Annotated in this window: 18 protein-coding genes and 1 tRNA gene; 12 read left to right on the top strand and 7 right to left on the bottom strand. The window is 67.0% G+C overall.

The annotated features are described in order from the left end of the window. Positions 1 to 8: 8 nt before the first annotated feature. The gene (locus INR38_RS11575) at positions 9 to 899 is read right to left on the bottom strand and encodes a LysR family transcriptional regulator (RefSeq protein WP_099734568.1); all 891 of its coding nucleotides are present in this window, start codon (positions 897 to 899) and stop codon (positions 9 to 11) included. Positions 900 to 1,005: 106 nt separating this feature from the next. Here INR38_RS11575 and INR38_RS11570 point away from each other — a divergent pair, with 106 nt between their 5' ends. Both INR38_RS11570 and INR38_RS11565 read left to right on the top strand, forming a co-directional pair. Beyond that, a complete protein-coding gene (locus tag INR38_RS11570) occupies positions 1,006 to 1,605 on the top strand; it encodes a short chain dehydrogenase (RefSeq protein WP_207443607.1) in 600 nt (199 codons plus the stop codon). 78 nt (positions 1,606 to 1,683) lie between these two features. Continuing rightward, positions 1,684 to 2,142 (top strand): DUF1841 family protein, encoded by a 459-nt coding sequence (locus INR38_RS11565; RefSeq protein WP_012203591.1) that lies wholly within the window; start codon positions 1,684 to 1,686, stop codon positions 2,140 to 2,142. Between the two features lie 91 nt (positions 2,143 to 2,233). Here INR38_RS11565 and INR38_RS11560 read toward each other — a convergent pair whose 3' ends face one another. Next, on the bottom strand, positions 2,234 to 2,908 hold the full coding sequence (locus INR38_RS11560) for a c-type cytochrome (RefSeq protein WP_012203590.1): 675 nt from the start codon (positions 2,906 to 2,908) through the stop codon (positions 2,234 to 2,236). 116 nt (positions 2,909 to 3,024) lie between these two features. Between INR38_RS11560 and INR38_RS11555 the strand changes: the two genes are divergently transcribed. The 6 genes from INR38_RS11555 to INR38_RS11530 all read left to right on the top strand — a co-directional run bounded on the left by INR38_RS11555 (position 3,025) and on the right by INR38_RS11530 (position 12,231). Then, positions 3,025 to 3,879: a MoxR family ATPase gene (locus tag INR38_RS11555; RefSeq protein WP_012203589.1), complete on the top strand. Its 855-nt coding sequence runs from the start codon at positions 3,025 to 3,027 to the stop codon at positions 3,877 to 3,879. An 11-nt stretch (positions 3,880 to 3,890) separates the two neighbouring features. Further along, positions 3,891 to 4,601: a GNAT family protein gene (locus INR38_RS11550; RefSeq protein WP_013803995.1), complete on the top strand. Its 711-nt coding sequence runs from the start codon at positions 3,891 to 3,893 to the stop codon at positions 4,599 to 4,601. 31 nt (positions 4,602 to 4,632) lie between these two features. Next, positions 4,633 to 5,820 carry a VWA domain-containing protein gene (locus tag INR38_RS11545; RefSeq protein ID WP_012203587.1) on the top strand — a complete coding sequence of 396 codons (1,188 nt, stop codon included), beginning with the start codon at positions 4,633 to 4,635 and terminating at the stop codon, positions 5,818 to 5,820. 4 nt (positions 5,821 to 5,824) lie between these two features. Then, positions 5,825 to 7,747 carry a BamA/TamA family outer membrane protein gene (locus INR38_RS11540; RefSeq protein WP_202760167.1) on the top strand — a complete coding sequence of 641 codons (1,923 nt, stop codon included), beginning with the start codon at positions 5,825 to 5,827 and terminating at the stop codon, positions 7,745 to 7,747. Between the two features lie 2 nt (positions 7,748 to 7,749). Beyond that, positions 7,750 to 12,078, top strand: coding sequence for a translocation/assembly module TamB domain-containing protein (locus tag INR38_RS11535; RefSeq protein ID WP_207443608.1), 4,329 nt, complete (start codon positions 7,750 to 7,752; stop codon positions 12,076 to 12,078). Between the two features lie 78 nt (positions 12,079 to 12,156). Continuing rightward, positions 12,157 to 12,231 (top strand) — tRNA-Arg (locus INR38_RS11530). A 290-nt stretch (positions 12,232 to 12,521) separates the two neighbouring features. Here the strand turns inward: INR38_RS11530 and INR38_RS11525 are convergent. The 3 genes from INR38_RS11525 to INR38_RS11515 all read right to left on the bottom strand — a co-directional run bounded on the left by INR38_RS11525 (position 12,522) and on the right by INR38_RS11515 (position 13,852). Continuing rightward, positions 12,522 to 12,923: a type II toxin-antitoxin system VapC family toxin gene (locus tag INR38_RS11525; RefSeq protein WP_207443609.1), complete on the bottom strand. Its 402-nt coding sequence runs from the start codon at positions 12,921 to 12,923 to the stop codon at positions 12,522 to 12,524. Further along, complete coding sequence (vapB, locus tag INR38_RS11520; protein ID WP_180318011.1) at positions 12,920 to 13,153, bottom strand: type II toxin-antitoxin system VapB family antitoxin; 234 nt, start codon at positions 13,151 to 13,153, stop codon at positions 12,920 to 12,922. Before vapB ends, INR38_RS11525 begins: the two co-directional genes overlap by 4 nt. A 156-nt stretch (positions 13,154 to 13,309) precedes the next feature. Next, positions 13,310 to 13,852: a helix-turn-helix transcriptional regulator gene (locus INR38_RS11515; RefSeq protein WP_207443610.1), complete on the bottom strand. Its 543-nt coding sequence runs from the start codon at positions 13,850 to 13,852 to the stop codon at positions 13,310 to 13,312. Positions 13,853 to 13,984: 132 nt separating this feature from the next. On the opposite strand from INR38_RS11515, the gene INR38_RS11510 reads away from it, so the two are divergent. The 3 genes from INR38_RS11510 to INR38_RS11500 all read left to right on the top strand — a co-directional run bounded on the left by INR38_RS11510 (position 13,985) and on the right by INR38_RS11500 (position 15,614). Next, positions 13,985 to 14,665: a hypothetical protein gene (locus INR38_RS11510; RefSeq protein WP_207443611.1), complete on the top strand. Its 681-nt coding sequence runs from the start codon at positions 13,985 to 13,987 to the stop codon at positions 14,663 to 14,665. A gap of 79 nt (positions 14,666 to 14,744) precedes the next feature. Further along, the gene (yfcF, locus tag INR38_RS11505) at positions 14,745 to 15,368 is read left to right on the top strand and encodes a glutathione transferase (protein ID WP_013804002.1); all 624 of its coding nucleotides are present in this window, start codon (positions 14,745 to 14,747) and stop codon (positions 15,366 to 15,368) included. 21 nt (positions 15,369 to 15,389) lie between these two features. Beyond that, positions 15,390 to 15,614 carry a hypothetical protein gene (locus INR38_RS11500; RefSeq protein WP_016453212.1) on the top strand — a complete coding sequence of 75 codons (225 nt, stop codon included), beginning with the start codon at positions 15,390 to 15,392 and terminating at the stop codon, positions 15,612 to 15,614. Positions 15,615 to 15,647: 33 nt separating this feature from the next. On the opposite strand, the gene INR38_RS11495 is transcribed toward INR38_RS11500, so the two are convergent. After that, positions 15,648 to 16,181, bottom strand: a complete 534-nt coding sequence (locus INR38_RS11495) for a DUF2939 domain-containing protein (RefSeq protein ID WP_046987310.1) — start codon at positions 16,179 to 16,181, stop codon at positions 15,648 to 15,650. Positions 16,182 to 16,656: 475 nt separating this feature from the next. Between INR38_RS11495 and INR38_RS11490 the strand changes: the two genes are divergently transcribed. Then, a complete protein-coding gene (locus INR38_RS11490; protein WP_207444423.1) occupies positions 16,657 to 18,264 on the top strand; it encodes a methyl-accepting chemotaxis protein in 1,608 nt (535 codons plus the stop codon). Positions 18,265 to 18,359: 95 nt separating this feature from the next. On the opposite strand, the gene INR38_RS11485 is transcribed toward INR38_RS11490, so the two are convergent. After that, positions 18,360 to 19,391: a sensor domain-containing diguanylate cyclase gene (locus tag INR38_RS11485; RefSeq protein WP_207444424.1), complete on the bottom strand. Its 1,032-nt coding sequence runs from the start codon at positions 19,389 to 19,391 to the stop codon at positions 18,360 to 18,362. Positions 19,392 to 19,412 lie beyond the last annotated feature (21 nt).

Below are 19,412 nucleotides of genomic sequence, written 5' to 3'. Positions count from 1 at the left end.
ACCGGGCCTCAGGCCGCGCCCAGCGCCCGCACCATGTGGTCCACGAACTGCGCCAGCTTGGGCAGCTGGCGGCGGTCCGGCAGATAGACCAGGTGCACTGGGCGCGGCAGTGGCACGCAGTCCTGCAGCACGGGCACCAGCCGGCCCGCGGCCATGTCGGCGGCCAGCAGCACCTCGGGCTGCAGGATCAGGCCCAGGCCGCGCAGCGCCGCATGGCGCAGCCCGTCACCGCTGTTGCAGCGCAGGCGGGCGTCGTCGGGCCACTGCACCGAACCCGAGCCGTCGCCGCGCAGAATCCATTCCGAGCGGCGCTGCCAGACCGCGTAGCTCAGGCAGTCATGGCGCGCCAGATCGTCCACGCCACGCGGATGACCGCGCCGCCGCAGGTACGAGGGCGCCGCCGCAATCACCATGCGATAGGGCTGCAGCGGCCGCGCCACCAGGCCTTCGCCGCCCACGGGGCCGATGCGCACGGCCACGTCAATGTTCTCGCCCACCAGGTCGGCCATGCTGTCGCTCAGCTGCAGGTCCACGCGCACCAGCGGATTGGCCAGCTGGTAGTCGGCCACCAGCGGCGCGATCACATGGTTGCCCAGCGTGGTCGGCGCGCTGATGCGCAGCAGGCCCTGCGGGGCACTGCGGCTGCGCTCCACGGCAGACTCGGCCCAGCGCAACTGTTCGAAGACCTGGCGGCTGTCCTCGTAGAAGCTGCGGCCCACCTCGGTCAGGCTGTGGCGCCGCGTGGTGCGCTGCAGCAGGCGCGCGCCCAGGTGGGCTTCCAGTTGCTGCACATGCTTGCCCACCATCACGGCCGAGATATCCAGGCGCCGCGCGGCCTGGGCAAAGCTGCCGTCCTCGACCACGGCCATGAAGACCTCCATATTGCGCAGCTTGTCCATGGATTGCTAACCAATGCTTAGTAGTACAAAAAGATTTCGCTACTTTATGGCATAGGCAATTTGCAAAACACTGGAGGCCTGTTCACTCCTTCCGAAAGAAAACCGCATGAAGATCCTGCTCATCGGTGCCACCGGCACCATTGGCCGCGCTGTCCACGCCCTGCTGGCCCCGCGCCATGAGATCGTCACCGTGGGCCGCAACAGCGGCGACCTGCGCGCCGACTTCACGCAGCCCGAGACGCTGCAGAAAATGTTCGAAGCCGCCGGCCAGTTGGACGCCATCGTCAGCACGGCCGGCAAGCTGCACTTCGGCCCGCTGTCCGAGATGACGGCCGAGCAGTTCAACTCCGGCCTGCAGGACAAGCTGCTGGGCCAGGTGCGGCTCGCCCTGCTGGGCCAGCGCTGGCTGCGCGACGGCGGCTCCATCACGCTGACCAGCGGCGTCGCCGCCACCGAGCCCATCCGCCACGGCGCCAATGCATCGACGGTGAATGCCGCCCTCCACGGCTTCGTCACCGGCGCTGCGGTCGAATTGCAGCGCGGCCTGCGCATCAATGCCGTGAGCCCCACGCTGCTGACCGAATCGGCCCAGGCCTATGGATCTGTTTTCCCCGGCTTCGAGACCGTGCCCGCCGCGCGCGTGGCCCTGGCCTACCAGCGCAGCGTGGAAGGCGCCCAGACCGGCAGGGTCTTCGAGGTGCTCTGATCCATGTCTTGCGGCGGGCCCTCGGCAAAGTCCTTGCGTGCCCGCCCAAAAGGGCTGCGTGCTACGCTGCGCGCCACCATGTTCAACCCCACCCAAGCCGATGTGCGGCGCTTTTTCTGCGGCGTGCGCACCAAGATGCTGAACGGCGCGCCGATGGAGGCCATAGAGACGCTGGCCAGCCTCTGGATTGCCGAGCATCCCGAGTATTTCGATGACCTCGCCGACGTGGACGCCGCCCTGCTGCGTGACTACGACGCCACGCCCGGCGTGACCAATCCTTTCCTGCACCTGTCCATGCACCTGTCCATCAGCGAGCAGTGCAGCATCGACCAGCCGCGCGGCATACGCCAGGCCGTGGAGCTGCTCAGCCGCCGCCTGGACTCGCTGCACGACGCCCACCACGCAACCATGGAATGCCTGGGGCAGATGCTCTGGGAAAGCCAGCGCTCGGGCCGCCCACCGGATGGCGAGGCCTACATTGCCGCCGTGCAGCGCCGCGCCACCAGCGACGGCGCCAAGGCCACGGGCGGCGCATAGTCCGGGCCGTTCAGCGCCTCAAGACAACGCCCGAAACAAAGCCCGAAAAAAGCCCGCAATTGCGGGCTTTTGCTTTGGAGGAAAGGACGACCTACTGCGATTTCTGGCCCAGGCGGAAATGGGGCTGGGGCAGGGTCTGCAGCTCGCCATCGAGGCTGCCGATGTAGTTGGCCAGCGCCTTGAGTTCGCTGTTGGTGAACTGCTTGGCAATGCCGGCCATCACGCCGTTGCTGCGGCCGATATGGGGGTTGCCTTCGGTCTTGTAGGACTTGAGGGCTGAGTACAGATAGTCCGCATACTGGCCCGCCACCTTCGGATAGCTGGGGTCGATGGGCTTGGAAAAACCCTGGCCATGGCAGGAGACGCAGGCCCCTTTTTGCAGCAGCGCGGCAACCTGGGTGCTGGGCTCGCGGACCTTGGCGTCGGCGGCCTTGGCCACGCCATGCTCGGCGTAGTAGGCGGCCACGTCGGCCATGTCCTGCTCGGTCAGCGGATCGGCGATGCCGCGCATGGTGGGGTGCTTGCGCTCGCCCTTCTGGTAGGCCTGCAGCGCGGCCACGATGTAGGGTGCGCCCTGTCCTGAAATCTTGGGGACCTTGTACACCTCGGGGAAGCTGGCCTGGTAGCCCTGGATGCCATGGCAGCCAATGCACATGGCGATCTTCCCCTCCCCTGCCTTTGCGTCACCTTTGCTTTGCTGGGCCTGTGCCACAGGGGTCACAGATGCGACAGTCAGCGCCAATACCGTGGTCAAAGTTTTTATCATTTTGCGCGCACAATCCTTCAAGAGTTCTGACGGATGCCTACTGCTGAGCGGGTAGCGCGAACGATTATGGCAGTCACCGTCAAGCGTCCCCATCAATACTTACGCTGATACCGCCCATGAAATTTCAAGGTTCCGAGAACTACGTCGCCACCCAGGATTTGATGCTCGCGGTGAATGCCGCAGCCACCTTGCAGCGCCCGCTGCTGGTCAAGGGAGAGCCCGGCACGGGCAAGACCATGCTGGCCGAGGAAGTGGCCGCAGCGCTGGACATGCCGCTGCTGCAGTGGCACATCAAGTCCACCACCAAGGCGCAGCAGGGGCTGTACGAATACGACGCCGTCAGCCGCCTGCGCGACTCGCAACTGTCCGACATCGACGGCGGCGAGCGCGTCAAGGACATCCACAACTACATCATCAAGGGCGTGCTGTGGCAGGCCTTCACGGCAGACCGGCCCGTGGCCCTGCTGATCGACGAGATCGACAAGGCCGACATCGAATTCCCGAACGACCTGCTGCGCGAGATCGACCGCATGGAGTTCTACTGCTACGAGACGCGCGAGATGATCCGCGCCAAGCACCGGCCGCTGGTGTTCATCACCTCCAACAACGAAAAGGAGCTGCCCGACGCCTTCCTGCGCCGCTGCTTCTTCCACTACATCAAGTTCCCCGACGCCGACACCATGCGCCAGATCGTGGCCGTGCACTTCCCCAAGCTGCAGGGCGAGCTGCTGACCGCCGCGATGAAGGTGTTCTACGACGTGCGCAACCTGCCCGGCCTCAAGAAGAAGCCCTCCACCAGCGAGCTGATCGACTGGCTCAAGCTGCTGGTGGCCGAGGACATTCCCGTGGAATCGCTGCAGACCGCCGAGGGCAAGGTCGCCGTGCCGCCGCTGGTAGGCGCCCTGCTCAAGAACGAGCAGGATGTGAGCCTGTTCGAGAAGCTGGTCTTCATGAACCAGCGCAACCGCTGAGGCCTGCGCCCATGCCCCATCCCGAACACACCAACGACACGGGCGTGCCGGCCCTCACCGGCCAGGTGACGACCATTCCCGTGGCCGGCGCGGTGGCGCACCAGGGCTTTGTGCGACCCGTGGTCATGCGCTTCAACGGCGTGCGGCTGGAGCCCCTGGCCCTGGCCCATGAAGCCGGGCTGCGCGAGGCCGTGCAGGACGGCCAGCTGTGGCGCATCCGCGTGACCTCGGCGCCCGAGCCCGGTGATGTGCGCGCCTATATCGAGGCCGCGCTGGAGCAGCGCAGCCTGGGCAAGCGCTTCGCCTTTGCCGTGCTGGACGACGACAGCGGCAAGGTGCTGGGCACCAGCAGCTACCACGACATCCTGCCCGAGGTGCGCCGCGTGGAGATTGGCTACACCTGGTACGCGCGCAGCGTGCAGCGCACCCATGTCAACACCTCGGCCAAGCTCATGCTCATGGGCCATGCGTTCGACACGCTGTCCTGCCATGTGGTGGGCTGGCGCACGGACTGCTTCAACTTCGCCAGCCAGCGCGCCATCGAGCGCCTGGGCGCGAAGAAGGACGGCGTGATCCGCGGCCACGCGCTGCGCCGCGACGGCACCATCCGCGACACCGTGATGTACAGCCTGCGCAGCGGCGAATGGCCCGAGTCGCGTGCCCAGCTGCTGGACCAGTTGCAGCGCCATTCGGACGGCAGCACCGCCGTGGCGCGCACATGAGGGCGCGTACGCCGGGCCTTCGGGAGATGCCATGCTGATCGACTTCTTCTACACCATGCGCGCGGCCAAGCTGCCCGTCTCGGTCAAGGAGTTCCTGACCCTGCTGGAGGCACTGCAGGCCGGCGTGGTCGGCCCCAAGAGCGACGACGCCTGGAGCCTGGACGACTTCTACCACCTGGGCCGCACCGTGCTGGTCAAGGACGAGAAGCACTACGACAAGTACGACCGCGCCTTCGCCGCCTACTTCAAGGGCGTGGAGATGGTGGCCGACCTCACGCGCGAAATTCCCCAGGACTGGCTGAAGAAGCTGCTGGAGCGCGAGCTCTCGCCCGAGGAAAAGGCCGCCATCGAGGCCATGGGCTGGGACGAGCTGATGGAGACGCTCAAGAAGCGGCTCGAAGAGCAAAAGGAGCGGCACGAAGGCGGCAACAAATGGATAGGCACGGGCGGCACCAGCCCCTTCGGCCACGGCGGCTACAACCCGGCCGGCGTGCGCATCGGCGGGCCGGGCCGCAACAAGAGCGCCGTCAAGGTCTGGGAGCAGCGCGCCTACCGCGACTACGACGACACGCAGGAGCTGGGCACGCGCAACATCAAGGTCGCGCTGCGCCGGCTGCGCAAGTTCGCCCGCGAAGGCGGCGAGCTGGAGCTGGACCTGCCCGACACCATCCGCAGCACGGCCGCCAATGCGGGCTACCTGGACATCAAGATGATCCCGGAGCGCCACAACAACGTGAAGGTGCTGCTGCTCATGGACGTGGGCGGCACCATGGACGAGCATGTGCAGCGCGTGGAAGAGCTGTTCTCGGCCGTCAAGAGCGAGTTCAAGCACCTGGAGTTCTACTACTTCCACAACTGCGTCTACGACTTCATGTGGAAGAACAACCGCCGCCGCTTCGCCGAGAAGTTTCCGACCTGGGACATCATCCGCAAGTACAACAAGGACTACAAGCTGATCTTCGTGGGCGACGCCACCATGAGCCCCTACGAGATCCTGCAGCCAGGCGGCAGCGTGGAGTACATGAACGAGGAGCCCGGTGCCGAATGGCTGCAGCGCCTGACGCATGCCTTCCCGCGCTTTGCCTGGATCAACCCCGAGCCGCCTGGCGTCTGGCAGTACCGCCAGAGCATCAGCATCATCCAGCAGCTCACGGGCAACCGCATGTACCCTTTGACACTCAAAGGTCTGGAAGACGCCATGCGCCTGCTGTCAAAATAGGCTGATGCCCAAGCTCCCCCCCGCAACAGCGCCGGCCCGAGGGCCGGCGTTTTTGTTTCTGTTGAGTGCAGCCCTGATGCTCGGTGGCTGCAGCCTCCTGCCGTCCAAGAATGATGACAAGGACACGGACCCGTCGCTGATTGCAGCGACCGGCGACCCGGCCTTCTCGCTCGTCGTCGATGCGCCCAAGGAAGTGCGCGAACTGCTGGAAAAGCACCTCGAACTGCGCCGCTACCGCTACCAGAGCGATCTGCAGCGGCGCGAACTCACGCGGCTGCTGGGCGCCACCGACGCCAACGTGCGCGACCTGATCGGCACGCTGGGCTACTTCAGCCCCACGGTCACGGTGGAGATCAAGGAAACGCCCGAATCCGAAGAGGCCCCGCTGCAGGTCACCGTGAAGGTGGACCCGGGCGAGCCCGCCACCATTGCGCGCAGCCAGGTGCGCTTTGCGGGCGTGAATGCCGATGATCCCGACGGCGCCTCCCAGCGCGCCACCATCGAAGAGGACTGGCCGCTGCAGCCCGGCCAGCGCTTCAGCCAGTCCAGCTGGAGCCAGGCCAAGAGCCAGGGACTGCGCACGCTGCAGTCGCGCCGCTACCCGCTGGCGCGCATCGACTCCAGCCTGGCCGACATCGACGCCGACACGCATGAGGCCGATGTCAGCGTGGCCTACGCGCCCGGCCCGGCCTACACCTTCGGCCCGCTGCGCATCGAAGGCGCCCAGCGCTACGACCCCGTGGGCACGGCCCGCATCGCACGGCTGCCCGAGGGCGAGGAATACGACCAGACCGCCCTGGTCGACGCCCAGCTGCGCCTGGCCAGCAGCGGCTACTACGACTCCGTCTTCCTCACGCTGGCCAACGTGCCCCAGCAGGGAGAAAGCGCCGCCGAGGACGAGGAGGCCCTCAAGCGCAAGGGCGCCCAGGTCACCACGCCCGTCATCGCCCAGGTGCGCGAGGCCCAGATGCAGAAATGGGTCTTCGGCGTGGGCATGAGCACCGACACCGGCCCGCGCCTGAGCGTGGACCACATCCACAACCGCCTGCCCTGGCTGGGCTGGCGTGCTGTCACGCGCATGCGCTTCGACCGCAAGAACCCGCTGATCTCCACGCAGTGGACCGCCCTGCCCGATGAAACCCTGTGGCGCTGGTTCACCACGGCCAAGGCCGAGCGCGCGCCCTCGGGCGACTTCGATGTCAACAGCCTGCAGCTGCGCGCCGGCCGCACCAAGTCCGAAGACCACATCGACCGCAACTACTACCTGCAGTACGACTACGCCAAGACCCAGGGTGAGGGCGCGCCGCCCTCCAGCTCATCGGTCACGGCCAACTACGGCTGGACCGGGCGCTACTTCGACAGCACGCTGGCGCCCTCCTCGGGCTTCGGCTTTGCCTGGGAAGTCGGCGCGGGCACCACGCTCACGCCACAGCGCACGCCGTTCGGCCGCGTCTCCGGACGCTGGCTCAGCCTGATTCCCATCGGCGAGGTCGATCCCGAGACCAAGCGCCGCAGCCGCCTGGCGCTGCGCGCCTCCGGCGGCGCCCTGCTGGCCCGCAAGGATGCCGACCTGCCCGTCACCCAGCTGTTCATCACCGGCGGCGACAACACCGTGCGCGGCTACGGCTACCAAAGCATCGGTGCGCGCACCGACAGCGGCAAGGTCATCGGCGGGCGCTACATGGCCGTGGGCAGCATCGAGTGGCAGCGGCCCATCGTCATCAAGGGCAACACGCAGGACTGGGAACATGCCGTCTTCCTGGACGCCGGCACCGTGGGCGATGCGCCCGACTCCATGTACATGCGCGTGGGCGTGGGCACCGGCCTGCGCTGGCGCAGCCCCGTGGGCCCCGTGCAGGCCGACATCGCCTGGGGCGCCCAGGAAAAGCAGCTGCGCCTGCACCTGCGCCTGGGCTTCAACTTCTGACCATGGTGGATTCCCGTTTGAATACCCCTGCCTCCTCCGCCGCGCCAGATCAAAGCCCCCAGGCGTCCCCTCCACAGCCGGCGCCCGCGCCCCGCCGCCGCCGCTGGCTGCGCGCCCTGCTCTGGTTCTTCCTGGTCCTGGTCCTTCTGCTGGTCGCCCTGCTGGGCTCCGCCTGGTGGTGGGCCGGCCGTGCCGATTCGCTGGCCTACACCCTGCAGCGCGTGGCCGGCTGGCTGCCCGCAGGCCAGAGCCTGCAGGCCAAGGAAGTCACCGGCACCGTGCGCCAGGGCGGGCGCATCGGCTGGCTGCAATGGCAAAGCCCCACCATGAAAGTGGAGCTGCGCGACGCCACCATCGGCTGGCAATTGCGCCCCCTGCTGTCGCGCACCGTGCGCCTGGGCGAAGTGCGCATCGCCGAGCTGAACATTGCCAGCACGCCCGACCCCGAGGACAAGAAACCCGTCGAACCGCTGCAGCAGCTCGTGCTGCCCGTGAAGATCGACGTGCCCTTCCATGTGGAGCGCATCGTCTGGCAAGGCCCGCCCCAGGCCGAGGTGCTGGGCCTGCAAGGCCACTACGTCTATGACGGCAGCGAGCACCAGCTGGACGTGCGCGACCTGCAATGGGCCGATGGCAACTACCAGGCCAAGCTGCGCCTGCAGGCCCGCGCGCCCATGGCCATCCAGGCCCAGCTGCAGGGCGACCTGCAGGCGCCTGCCCTGGCTTCGGACGACGAGGCCTCCGCAGCCAAGGCCCCCAAACCTGCACCGCTGGCCGTGCAGGCCAAGGCACAGATCGACGGCACCCTGGCCACCGCCGCTGCGCAACTGGGCATCAAGCTCCAGGTTGATGCCAAGCCCGGGACGGTGTCCGAGGAAGCATCTACCCCTGCCGCCGTACAGAAATCCGCCAAGGCCGATGGCAAGAACGGCAAGGCCAGGGAACGCAAGGAAGCCGCCCCGGTGTCCGAACCCATGCATGCGGACATCGAGGCCAGCATCCAGCCCTGGCAGCCCCAGCCGCTGCAGACCGCGCGCGCCCAGCTCAGCCAGATCGACATCGCCGCCTTCTGGCCCCAGGGACCGCGCACCCGCATCAGCGGCGAATTGCAGGCCGGGCCGGATGGCAAGGCAGCTGATACAGCCCAGGCACCCGCCACGGAACAGTCATCGGACCAGGCACCAGGCTCGGCCATCGCCACTACCGCCTGGCAGCTGACGACACGCCTGAACAACGCCATGCCCGGCCCCTGGGACCGCCAGCGCCTGCCGCTGGACCAGATAGAGGCCGCGGTGCGCTATGACGGCCAGCAGTGGCTGCTGGAGCAGGCGCAGATCGCCATAGGCTCGGGCAGCATCGACGCCCAGGGCCGCTTCGAGCCCGCCACCAAGGTCTTCGAAGGCCAGGCCAAGGTCCAGCGCCTGGATCCCGCCGCGCTCTACAGCATCCTGGAAGCCGCACCGCTGCAGGGCGAGCTGCGCGCCAGCACCACGGCCGAGCAGCAGGTGGACTTCAGCGTGGACATCCAGGCCGCAGCTGCGCCCGCGGGCGGCAAGCGCCAGCCCCTGCGCATCGAGAAACTCGCCACCAAGGGCCGCTGGGCCCAGCCCGTGCTCTCGCTGGAGAACCTGCAGCTTGATGCGCTGCAGGCCTCAGTGCGCAGCCGCAGCCTGCAGTTCGACACCGAACAGCAAAAACTGCAGACCGTGCTGAAGGCCGAGCTGCCCGGCGCCGAGCTCTCGCTGGACGGCCACATCAGCCCCGCCGCAGGCCAGGGCAGCAGCCAGCTCAAGCTGTCGTCACTCACCGCCCTCACGCAGTGGCTGCGCAAGCTGCCCGGCATGAAGGACCCGCTGGCCGGCGCCCTGATCGAAGGCCAGGCCCAGCTGGACGCCAGCTGGCGCGGCGGATGGGGCGCACTGCAAAAGCGCATGAAGGCCGCCGTGGGCGACCCGCTGCCCGCCAGCGGCCTGCAACTGCAGGCCGACCTGCAGGCCGCCAAGCTGCGCTACCTGCCCGCCAACACGCCGCCCGAGCAGGCGCTGGAGCTGCCCGAGCTGCGCCTGGCCCTCAAGGGCTCGCCCGAGCAGGCCAGCCTGACCCTCACCGGCCAGGCGAAGCGCGGCACGCAGACCGCGCAGATCGACACGGCCCTGCAGGCAGGCCTTGCCACGGCGCGCGGTGCCGCGCCCCTGGACTGGCAGGCCAGCATCGACAGACTGCAGGCACGGCTGAATCCGGGCCAGGACCTGCCCGGCCCCTGGCAGTTGCAACTGGCGGGCAAGCAGCCCGTGCAGATTGCCCAGCGCACCACGGGCCGTACCGTCCTGTCCACCACGTTCACGGCGTCGGCCGGCAGCCTGCAGGTCACGCCGCCCACGCTGGCCCAGCGCCGCGCCAATGCCGAGGCGCCGCAGCCCGTGCTGCTGGCCTGGGACGACACCCGCGCCACCCAGGGCGGCGACGGCCGCTGGGCCCTGCGCAGCACCGGCCGCGCCCAGGCCCTGCCGCTGGCTTGGGTCGATACCCTGTCCATGGCCGAGGAGCCTCCGCTGGCCGCCATGGGCCTGAGCGGCGACCTGAGCTTCAACGCCCGCTGGGACCTGGACACCACCGGCCCAGCGCTCAAGGCCGAACTGCTGGTCGAGCGTGCCGCCGGCGACCTGCGCCTGGCCGTGGAAGACGGCTCGGGCACCACCGTCATCCACACCACCGGCCCGCGCTCCAGCAAACCCGGCGAAGTGCGCACGCATACCGTGCGCGGCGCCGGCATGCGCGCCCACATCAAGCAGGCCCGCCTGAGCGTGCGCGCCCAGGGCGACGACGTGCGGGCCAAGCTCGACTGGGACAGCGAACGCGCCGGCACCCTGACCGCCCAGCTGGGCACGCGCCTGGCCCAGCAGGACGGCACCTGGACCTGGCCCGAGAAGGCCCCGCTGTCCGGCCAGATCGACGCCCGCATGCCCGACATCGGTATCTGGGCGCTGTTCGCCCCGCCCGGCTGGCGCGTCACCGGATCGCTGCAGGCCAAGGCCGAGATCAGCGGCGACCGCCAGAACCCGCAGTGGCAGGGCAATCTCTCGGCCGACGGCCTGAGCATCCTGTCCGCACTGGACGGCATCGACCTGCAAAACGGCGTGCTGCGCGCCCGCCTGCAAGGCAACCGGCTGGACCTGACCGAACTGCGCATGCAGGGCGGGCGCGGCAGCAATGCGCGCATCCTGGGCTACAGCGGCAACCTCACCACGGCCCCGCGCGAAGGCGGCGAACTCACGGGCTCGGGCTTCGTGCGCTGGGACCCGCCCAATGCCGATGGCAGCAACTCCGGCCTGAGCATGGACCTGCGCGCGCAGGCCACCAGGCTGCAGGTGCTGGTGCGCGCGGACCGCCAGGTCAGCATCTCCGGCGGCCTGCAGGCCAAGCTGGAGCAAGGCCAGTTCACGCTGCGCGGCGACCTCACCACCGACCGCGCCACCATCATCCTGCCCGAGGAATCCGCCCCCTCGCTGGACTCCGACGTGGTCGTGCACTCGGCCGCCTCGCGCAAGGCCGAGCAGGAAGCGGCGCGCAAACAGCAGCAGGCCGACCGCAAGGCCCAGGCCCGCGCGGAAACCATCAAGCTGCCCGACATCCTCGTCAAGCTCGACCTGGGCCGCGACTTCGCGCTGCAGGGCTACGGCATCACCACCCGCCTGGAAGGCGCGCTGGAAGTGCAAGGCCCCACCGTGGCGGGCGGCCCGCCGCGCATCACGGGCGAGATCCGCACCGTGCAGGGCCGCTATCGCGCCTGGGGCCAGTCGCTGGACGTGGAGACCGGCCTCATCCGCTTCAACGGCCCCTACGCCAACCCCTCGCTGGACATCCTGGCGCTGCGCCCCAACATCGCCGTGCGCGCAGGCGTGCAGGTGCAGGGCACGGCCAACGCCCCGCGCGTGCGCCTGTACTCCGACCCCGAAGTGCCCGATGCCGAAAAGCTCTCCTGGGTGGTCATGGGCCGTGACCCCGCCACGGGCGGCGCCGAAAGCGCCCTGCTCCAGCAGGCCGCGCTGTCCCTGCTCAGCGGCGGGCGCAACAACAGCGGCAAGATCGCCAGCAACCTGGGCCTGGACGAAATCGGCTTCAAGGGACCGGGCGGCGAAGGCTCCACCGGCGCCGCCCTCACCCTGGGCAAGCGCCTGTCCAGCGACCTCTATGTCACCTACGAGCAAAGCCTCTCGGGGGCCATGGGCACGCTGTACATCTTCTACGACCTCTCGCGCCGCCTCACCCTGCGCGGCCAGACCGGGGAAACCAGCGCGCTGGACCTGATCTACACCGTGCGCAAGGACTGACGCCCCAACGCCCCGCATGCCGCCCTCCCGGCGGTGCGCGGGGCGGGTCCGGCGTGGGTTTACAATCGCCGTTTGCTCCTCTCCGTAGTTCAATGGATAGAACGGGCGCCTCCTAAGCGCCAGATACAGGTTCGATTCCTGTCGGAGGGACCATTGAATTGCTTCTGTATCAATGGCTTGCGAATTGCACTTGGCCCCCGGGGACATGCCGGGGACACAGGTGGCGTAGAAACAAGAAAAGCCCCTCGGCACCAGAAAGGTGCCGAGGGGCTTTTTGCGTTCGGTCCAGGGTCAGTGCGAGCCGGCCAGCCAGCATGCATGCTGGCTCTGTCCAGAGGCGCGAACTGGGTAGCCGGATTTCGATGAAAAGATATCGATTACTTCACATTTGATAGCCGCTTGCGCTCATACAGCAAGCACTAGGATCGGATTTACCCAGCGAATCAGGTAGCGACAGCCCAGTTGTCCAACTGCAGGCCGGGCACCTTGGCAAATTCGCGGGTGTTGTTGGTCACCAGCAGCGCCCTCTGGCTCAGGGCGTGGGCGGCGATCATGGTGTCAAGCGCGCCTATGGGTCTGCCTCGACGCTCCAGATCGGCACGCAGGTCGCCATAGGCCCACACGGCCGCCTCGTCAAACGGGAGGATGGCGAGCGGGGCAAGAAACATCTCCAGGGCCTGGCGGTTACGGGCCGAGCCGCTTTTGGCCACGCCAAAGGCCAGTTCGGCAGCCACCACGCTGCACAATCCCACCTCGCCCATGCGGTACTGCTGAAAGCGCGCCAGCACCTCCGGGGGCTTGGCATTGATGATGTAGATGCAGATGTTGGTGTCGAGCAGGATCATGGGCTGATCTCGTCCCGCTGCTGGGCCTCAGGCTGCTCGCGCTCGAGCACAAAGCCCGGTTCAAACTCAGCCAGCCCGGCTTGCAGTGTTTGCCAAGGGTCGTCTGCGGGCAGCAGCAACACGCCGTTGCCGAAGTGCTTCACCACGACTTCAGTGCCCGTGAAACGGTATTCCTTGGGCAGCCGCACGGCTTGACTGCGGCCGGATTGGAAAAGGCGTGCGGTGTCCATGGCGGGCTCCTTGATTGGTAGCCACCAATGGTAGCTACCGCTTTTCGCTCTGTCCAGCACGGCTTGTGTGCGCTGCAATTTTGCTATTCATTCAGTAGCTATTGACGCTTTTCAGATATGTGCCGCGCAGGCCGGGAGCGTTGAAGGCCTCCAGCCTCACCCCCGCCCAGCCAGCTCCGCCACCCCTCGCACCAGCGCACGCCCAGCGTCCGTCGCCTTGCCGTAATGCGCCAGCAGTGCCTGCACATCGGCGTCGGGCGGGGTGGAGCGCAGAGAGAGCAGCACGTAGCCGATATCGACGCCGGCAAGGTGCAGTTGCTTCAGCGCTGTGGCGTCGGGGACAAGGTCGCCGGACTCGAAGTGCTTCAGGGTCTGTTTGTCCAGCCCGACCTTGTGGGCCAGTTCGGCTTCGCTGAGGTTCAGGCGCTGGCGTTCCTGCTGCAGGCGGGCGGCGAGGGTCGGTTCGGAGCGCTCGTGCTGGATGGCGTTCGGGTCAAACAAACGTTGACCTGTTAGCAGGTAGGCAACGTCAACCCCTTGCTCCGCCACAGCCATGAGGTAACCCACATCAGGCTTTCTGACGCCCTTCTCATAGTTGAGTTGGGACATCTTTGACACTCCCGCGATAGCGCCAAACGCCTCTTGGCTAAGGCCCAGCCTATTTCTTTCCTCCGTCAGGCGCGCAGAGAAGTCAAACATTTTTTATATAAACTATTGACGATCAAATTTTCGTTTGATAGCCTATGGAGCGTTGTCACTACAAGCGCCAAATACTACCTGACCCCTCAGGCGACTCCTTTGCTGCGCCTGTACGTTGCTCGAAGGAGGTCCATGAAGCACGCTGCCGCGAAACCATCGCGCAAGAAGATCGCCAAGGCGGACCGCGCGCTGTTCCTGCAGGCCGCTGAAGCACTCAAGCAGGCCGCGATGACCGATGAGACGCACCGGCACAGCGGGGAATCCGACCGCCTGCTGCGCATTGCCAGCGATGTGGCACGCCACGCAGCCAAGCCCGGCTCGACGTGCGATCTGCAGAACACGGCGTTTGATGTGGCCGCCTGCATCAATTCGGCGCGGCTGGTGCCCGGCGATGCGGAGTCCGGCCCACGCACTCGCCTGCTGGCAGAAGCGGCCCAGGCGCTGGCGCAGATATCAGAGACGCCGGTGGACGGGATCGTGTTTCCGCGCACCACGCTGTATGAATTGCAAGCCAGGCTGGACACCGGCGCAACGCCATCGCAGTGGCGCGAACTGGCCCGCGAGGCCAACTACGAGGTCCAGCAGTTGGCGCAGGTGCTGATGCAAATGGGCCACCACCAGAACACGGAGAGCCATATCGTGGCGCACGGCATGGCGGCACGCATCTCGCAGTTGTCGGAGATCGTTTACGTGGCGGCCGCCCTGCATGGCGAGCACCGTGATGAATGGGGTTCGCAGACCCTTCGTGACGTGCGCGATGTCTTTGAAGGCGGCATGGGCCGCATCTGCGGCGATCCGCCGGACGGCGCATGACCGATCATGGCCGATGCGCCCGGGCTGCTCGGCTACCATCAGTGCCCCAATCACTGATGCAGTCTCCCGAAAGGCCTCCATGCTGCTGTACGCCGATTCGCAATTCGCCTCTCCCTATGCCATGTCCGTGTTCGTTGCGCTGAAGGTCAAGGGGATTGACTTCGAGTTGCGCACGCTGGACCTTTCGGCGGGACAGAACACCGGGGCGGACTATGTGGCCGCGTCACTGACGGCACGGGTGCCCACGCTGGTGGACGGCGATTTCAGTCTGTCGGAGTCTTCGGCGATTTGCGAGTACCTGCAGGACCGCTTTGGCGGCGCCCCGCTCTACCCCCAGGATGCGCAGGCGCGCGCCCGCGTGCGCCAGGTCCAGGCCTGGCTGCGCAGCGATCTGATGGCCTTGCGCTCGGAGCGCAGCACCGAAGTGGTGTTCTACCGCCCCACGCCCACGCCGCTGTCGGATGCGGGCCAGGCGGCGGCGCGCAAGCTGTTTTCGGTGGCCGGTGCCTTCATCCGCTCGGAGGATGACCACATCGCCGGCCCGTGGTCGATTGCCGATGTGGACCTGGCGCTGATGCTCAACCGCCTGGTGCTCAACGGCGATGCCGTGCCTGCGCCGCTGGCCGCCTATGCGCGCCGGCAGTGGCAGCACCCCGCCGTCCAGCAGTGGCTGGCCCTGCCCCGCCCGCCCCTGGCAGGCTGATCCGAACGGATACGGCAGGCCATGGACAGCCTTCTCTACATGGGCGTGCGGATCACGCCCGCATCACTGCCCAGCGATGCCTCGCCAGGCGCCTGGCTGCCGCGCGCCACCTTGCTGGAGGTGGCCAGCGGCAAGGCCCTGGAGGCCATCACCGATGACCAGCCCTGCGATACGCAGCCAGAGGCCGATGCCCGCGCACTGCGGCTGGGCAAGCGACATGTGATGAAGGTGCTGCATCAAGGCTGAGGGACCGGGGTGCAGGCGGCCTGCCCGCGCCCCTCAATCCATCTTCACGGCCACCAGCCTCCACCCCATCAGGCCTTCGCGCCTGAAGATGAAGCCGCCCGGCTCGCCGCGCGGGTGCACGAAGACCTTGGACCAGCCCTGGTACTCCACGGAGTAGTCCTTGCGCGGCGGCCCGCCCTGGGTGTCCACGCCCACGCCTGCGGCGGCCACGTCCGTGGGTTTGCCGGGCTTGCCTTTTTCCAGCATGAGCATGACGCCGTCGGGCGAGACCAGCGCCTCGGTGAACTGGCTGACCAGGCCTTGGGCCAGTTGCTGGCCAAAGCCGGCCAGGGGGTTGGAGGCGCTGTCGCCCGAGCCGCCCATCTGGGACTGCAGCCTGGCCATCATCTGGCCCTTGATGCTTTCGCGCAGCGCGGGAAAGTCCACGTAGCCGGACAGTGCCTGGGCATCGCGGCGCTCCACGGCCTTGCCGATCTGGTGCAGGGCGATGTAGGGCGATGCGTAGAGCAGTCCGGCCGCAGCCACGCAGAGGGCGGCCAACGCGCCGGCAAGGGTTTTGGGTTTCATGGATCTCTTTCGTGAAGGCAGGCCAGGGGCCTCGCGCAAGCGCGGATGAACGCGCATGAACCGCGCATGCACAGCGCACAAAGGCGGATTCTAGGCGGGCCGTTCGGCGCCGCAGCCACTGCCAGGGCCGTTGCCGCCTGTATTTTTCATAGCGAAGCAATACGCAGAGAGCCCCTATCAGGCCAAGGCCAATACCTGAAAAACTGGTATTGCTTGGCCCATTCAATTCATACTATAGTTTGTAACAAATAGTTTACAAACCAATACAACATGGATCGCCATTGGCCACGCAGGCCACGGCAAGCCAGCATCGCCGTTTCCGGATGCCTGTGAGCATTTGTGCAGACCGGGCATTTCCCGTTAGTGAAATCTCATTTTCATTACCGATTCCGTTATGAGAGATGCGAGCCATCACGGGGCGGCCTGACAACGCAAGTACCCACCAACCATCCGCAATGCATGCAAAGGACGCAGTATGAATAATTTCAAGTTATCGACTCGCCTGACCGCCTTGATTGGTTTTCTCTCACTGCTCATGATCGTGATCGGCGCTTTCGGGCTATATGGAATCAGCGAGTCCAACCGCCGATTCAAGGTGGTCTATGAAGAGCGCCTGGTCGCACTGGGCGATTTGCTGGAAGTGCAGCGCCTGCTGCTGCGCAACCGCCATGCGGTCTCGGGCGCCATTGCCGTGCACCTGCCCGAATACACGCAGCAAAAGCAGCAGGAGATACAGATCAACATCAACGACGTGAACAAGGCCTGGGCCTCGTTCCGCCAGACCCGGATGACCGAGGAAGAGGAGCAGCTGGCCGACCGCTTCGAGGCCGTGCGCGCGCTGTTCCTGCAGGGCTTTCTGAAGCCGGCCCAGCAGGCGCTGCAGTCCGGCGACCTGGAGCTGGCCCGGCAGCTGCTGATCGACAAGGACGAGGCCCTGTACGCGCCGCTGCGTGATGTGATCGTGCAGCTGACCGCGCTGCAGACCCGCGTCGCCAAGGAGGAATACGACGCCGCGCAGTCGCTCTACCAGGTGATTTTTGCGGTGGCCGTGGGCTCCATCATCGCGGGCGTGCTGCTGGGGGTGTTGCTGGGCTGGTCCATCATCCGCAACATGGCGCGGTCGCTGCGCCTGGCCATCCATACGGCCGATGCCGTGGCGGCGGGCGACCTGACACGGCACATCGATGTGCGCGGCAAGGACGAGGTGTCCATGCTGCTGCGCGCGCTGCAGACCATGCAGGAGGGACTGCGCGGCGTGGTGCGCCAGGTGCACCAGGGATCGGTCAGCGTGGCAGCGGCCAGCGGGCAGATCGCGCAGGCCAACCAGGACCTGTCCTCGCGCACGGAAAGCCAGGCCAGCGCGCTGCAGCAGACGGCCGCCTCCATGGAGCAGCTCAGCTCCACCGTGCGCCAGAACGCCGATAACGCGCAGATGGCCAACCAGCTGGCGCTGGGTGCCTCCACCGTGGCCGAGCAGGGCGGCGAGGTCGTGCGGCAGGTGGTGCACACCATGCGCGGCATCAGTGATTCCAGCCGGCAGATCGCCGACATCATCAATGTGATCGACGGCATTGCCTTCCAGACCAATATCCTCGCGCTGAACGCGGCCGTGGAAGCCGCGCGTGCGGGCGAGCAGGGCCGGGGCTTTGCCGTGGTGGCCACCGAGGTGCGCGGCCTGGCCAGCCGCAGTGCCGAGGCCGCCAAGCAGATCAAGCAACTGATCACCGACAGCGCCAGCCGCGTGCACAACGGCAGCGCGCTGGCCGACCAGGCCGGCACGACCATGGCCGAGGTGGTGGACGCCATACGCCGCGTGACGGATCTGATGGGCGAGATCAGCGCCGCCAGTTCCGAGCAAAGCTCGGGCGTGGCGCAGATCGGCCAGGCGGTCACGCAGATGGACCAGGCCACCCAGCAGAACTCGGCACTGGTGGAGGAGATGGCCGCCGCCGCCTCCAGCCTGCGCGGCCAGGCCGGCGACCTGGTGCGCACGGTGGGCGCCTTCAAGCTGGAGGCGGCAAGCGGCCATCAGCATGCCGCCGTGGAACTGCAGCGCAGGCAGCCCATGCTGGCAGCAGGCTGAGACGGCAAGAAAAAAGAGCGCGCGCGAGAAGCAGCGAGACAGGCCGGAGCAAGGCAGCAACAGGTCTTGGCCGCCGGGCCAGGCCTGCGGCTGGCTCAATGCAGCGCGTTGCCCCTGGCTTCGCGGCTGCGCGCCATCTTGACGCGGTACATGGCCGCATCGGCCTTTTGCAGCGCGTCGTCGGCGTCAATGGAGTCCGGCCGCAGGCAGACCACGCCCACGCTGGCGCCGCCGTAGTCCAGCGTCTTGCCATCGGGCAGATCGACCTGGAAGGCCGAGGCATCCGACAGGCGCTGCTGCAGTTCACGCGCCACGGCATCGGCCTCGCTGCCGAACAAGGGCCCCACGCCGATGAAGACGAACTCGTCCCCGCCAAAGCGCGCCAGCATGTCGGCGCTGCGCAGGTGGGCGGACAGGCGTTCGCCCATGGCACGCAGCAGCGCGTCGCCGGCCTCGTGGCCGTGCTCGTCGTTGACGTTCTTGAAGCGGTCCAGGTCGATGAAGCCGACCACCACGCATTCCTGGCTGCGCACACACCGGGCAATGAGCCGGCCCAGCTCATCGGTGAGGCAGCGCCGGTTGGGCAGGCCGGTCAGCGGGTCCAGCAAGGCCAGCGCAGCCAGCTCCCGGTTGGTCCGGTTCAGGCTGGCGATGAGCTGCTCGCGCTCCACGCGCTCGGCAATCAGGTTGGCGAACAGGCGCAGCATGCCTTCGGCCTCGCTGCTCAGGGCCTGCGAGGACTTGCTGGCCGCGCACAGCGTGCCGTAGAGCTGGCCATCCGAAAAACGCACGGGCGCGCTGGCGTAGGTGCGTATGCCCAGTTCACGCGCAGCCTCGGAGTCTCCCCAGCAGTCGCCCACATCGGGCGTGTACATGCGGCCCTCGTCCAGGGCGCGCTTGCACAGCGTGTCGCCCCAGGGAACGACCAGGCCCTCGGGAATCTGCATCTCGCTGGCGTTGCGCGCGTACAGCACGCGCTGCTGGCCCTGTTCTTCGTTGATGGTGGTGAGATAGGTGGACTCCAGATGCGAGCTTTCTTCGAGCATTTGCAGCAGGGGCCGCGTCAACTCTTCCAACGAATGCGCCTGGGTCACGGACTGGGACAGGCGCTGGACAAGGGACTCCATGAAATACCTCTTGAAATGACT

It is taken from the genome of Delftia sp. SD018 (assembly GCF_017355445.1).
Taxonomy (GTDB): Bacteria; Pseudomonadota; Gammaproteobacteria; order Burkholderiales; family Burkholderiaceae_C; genus Comamonas; species Comamonas acidovorans.
This window is presented reverse-complemented; position numbering and strand designations above follow the sequence as displayed.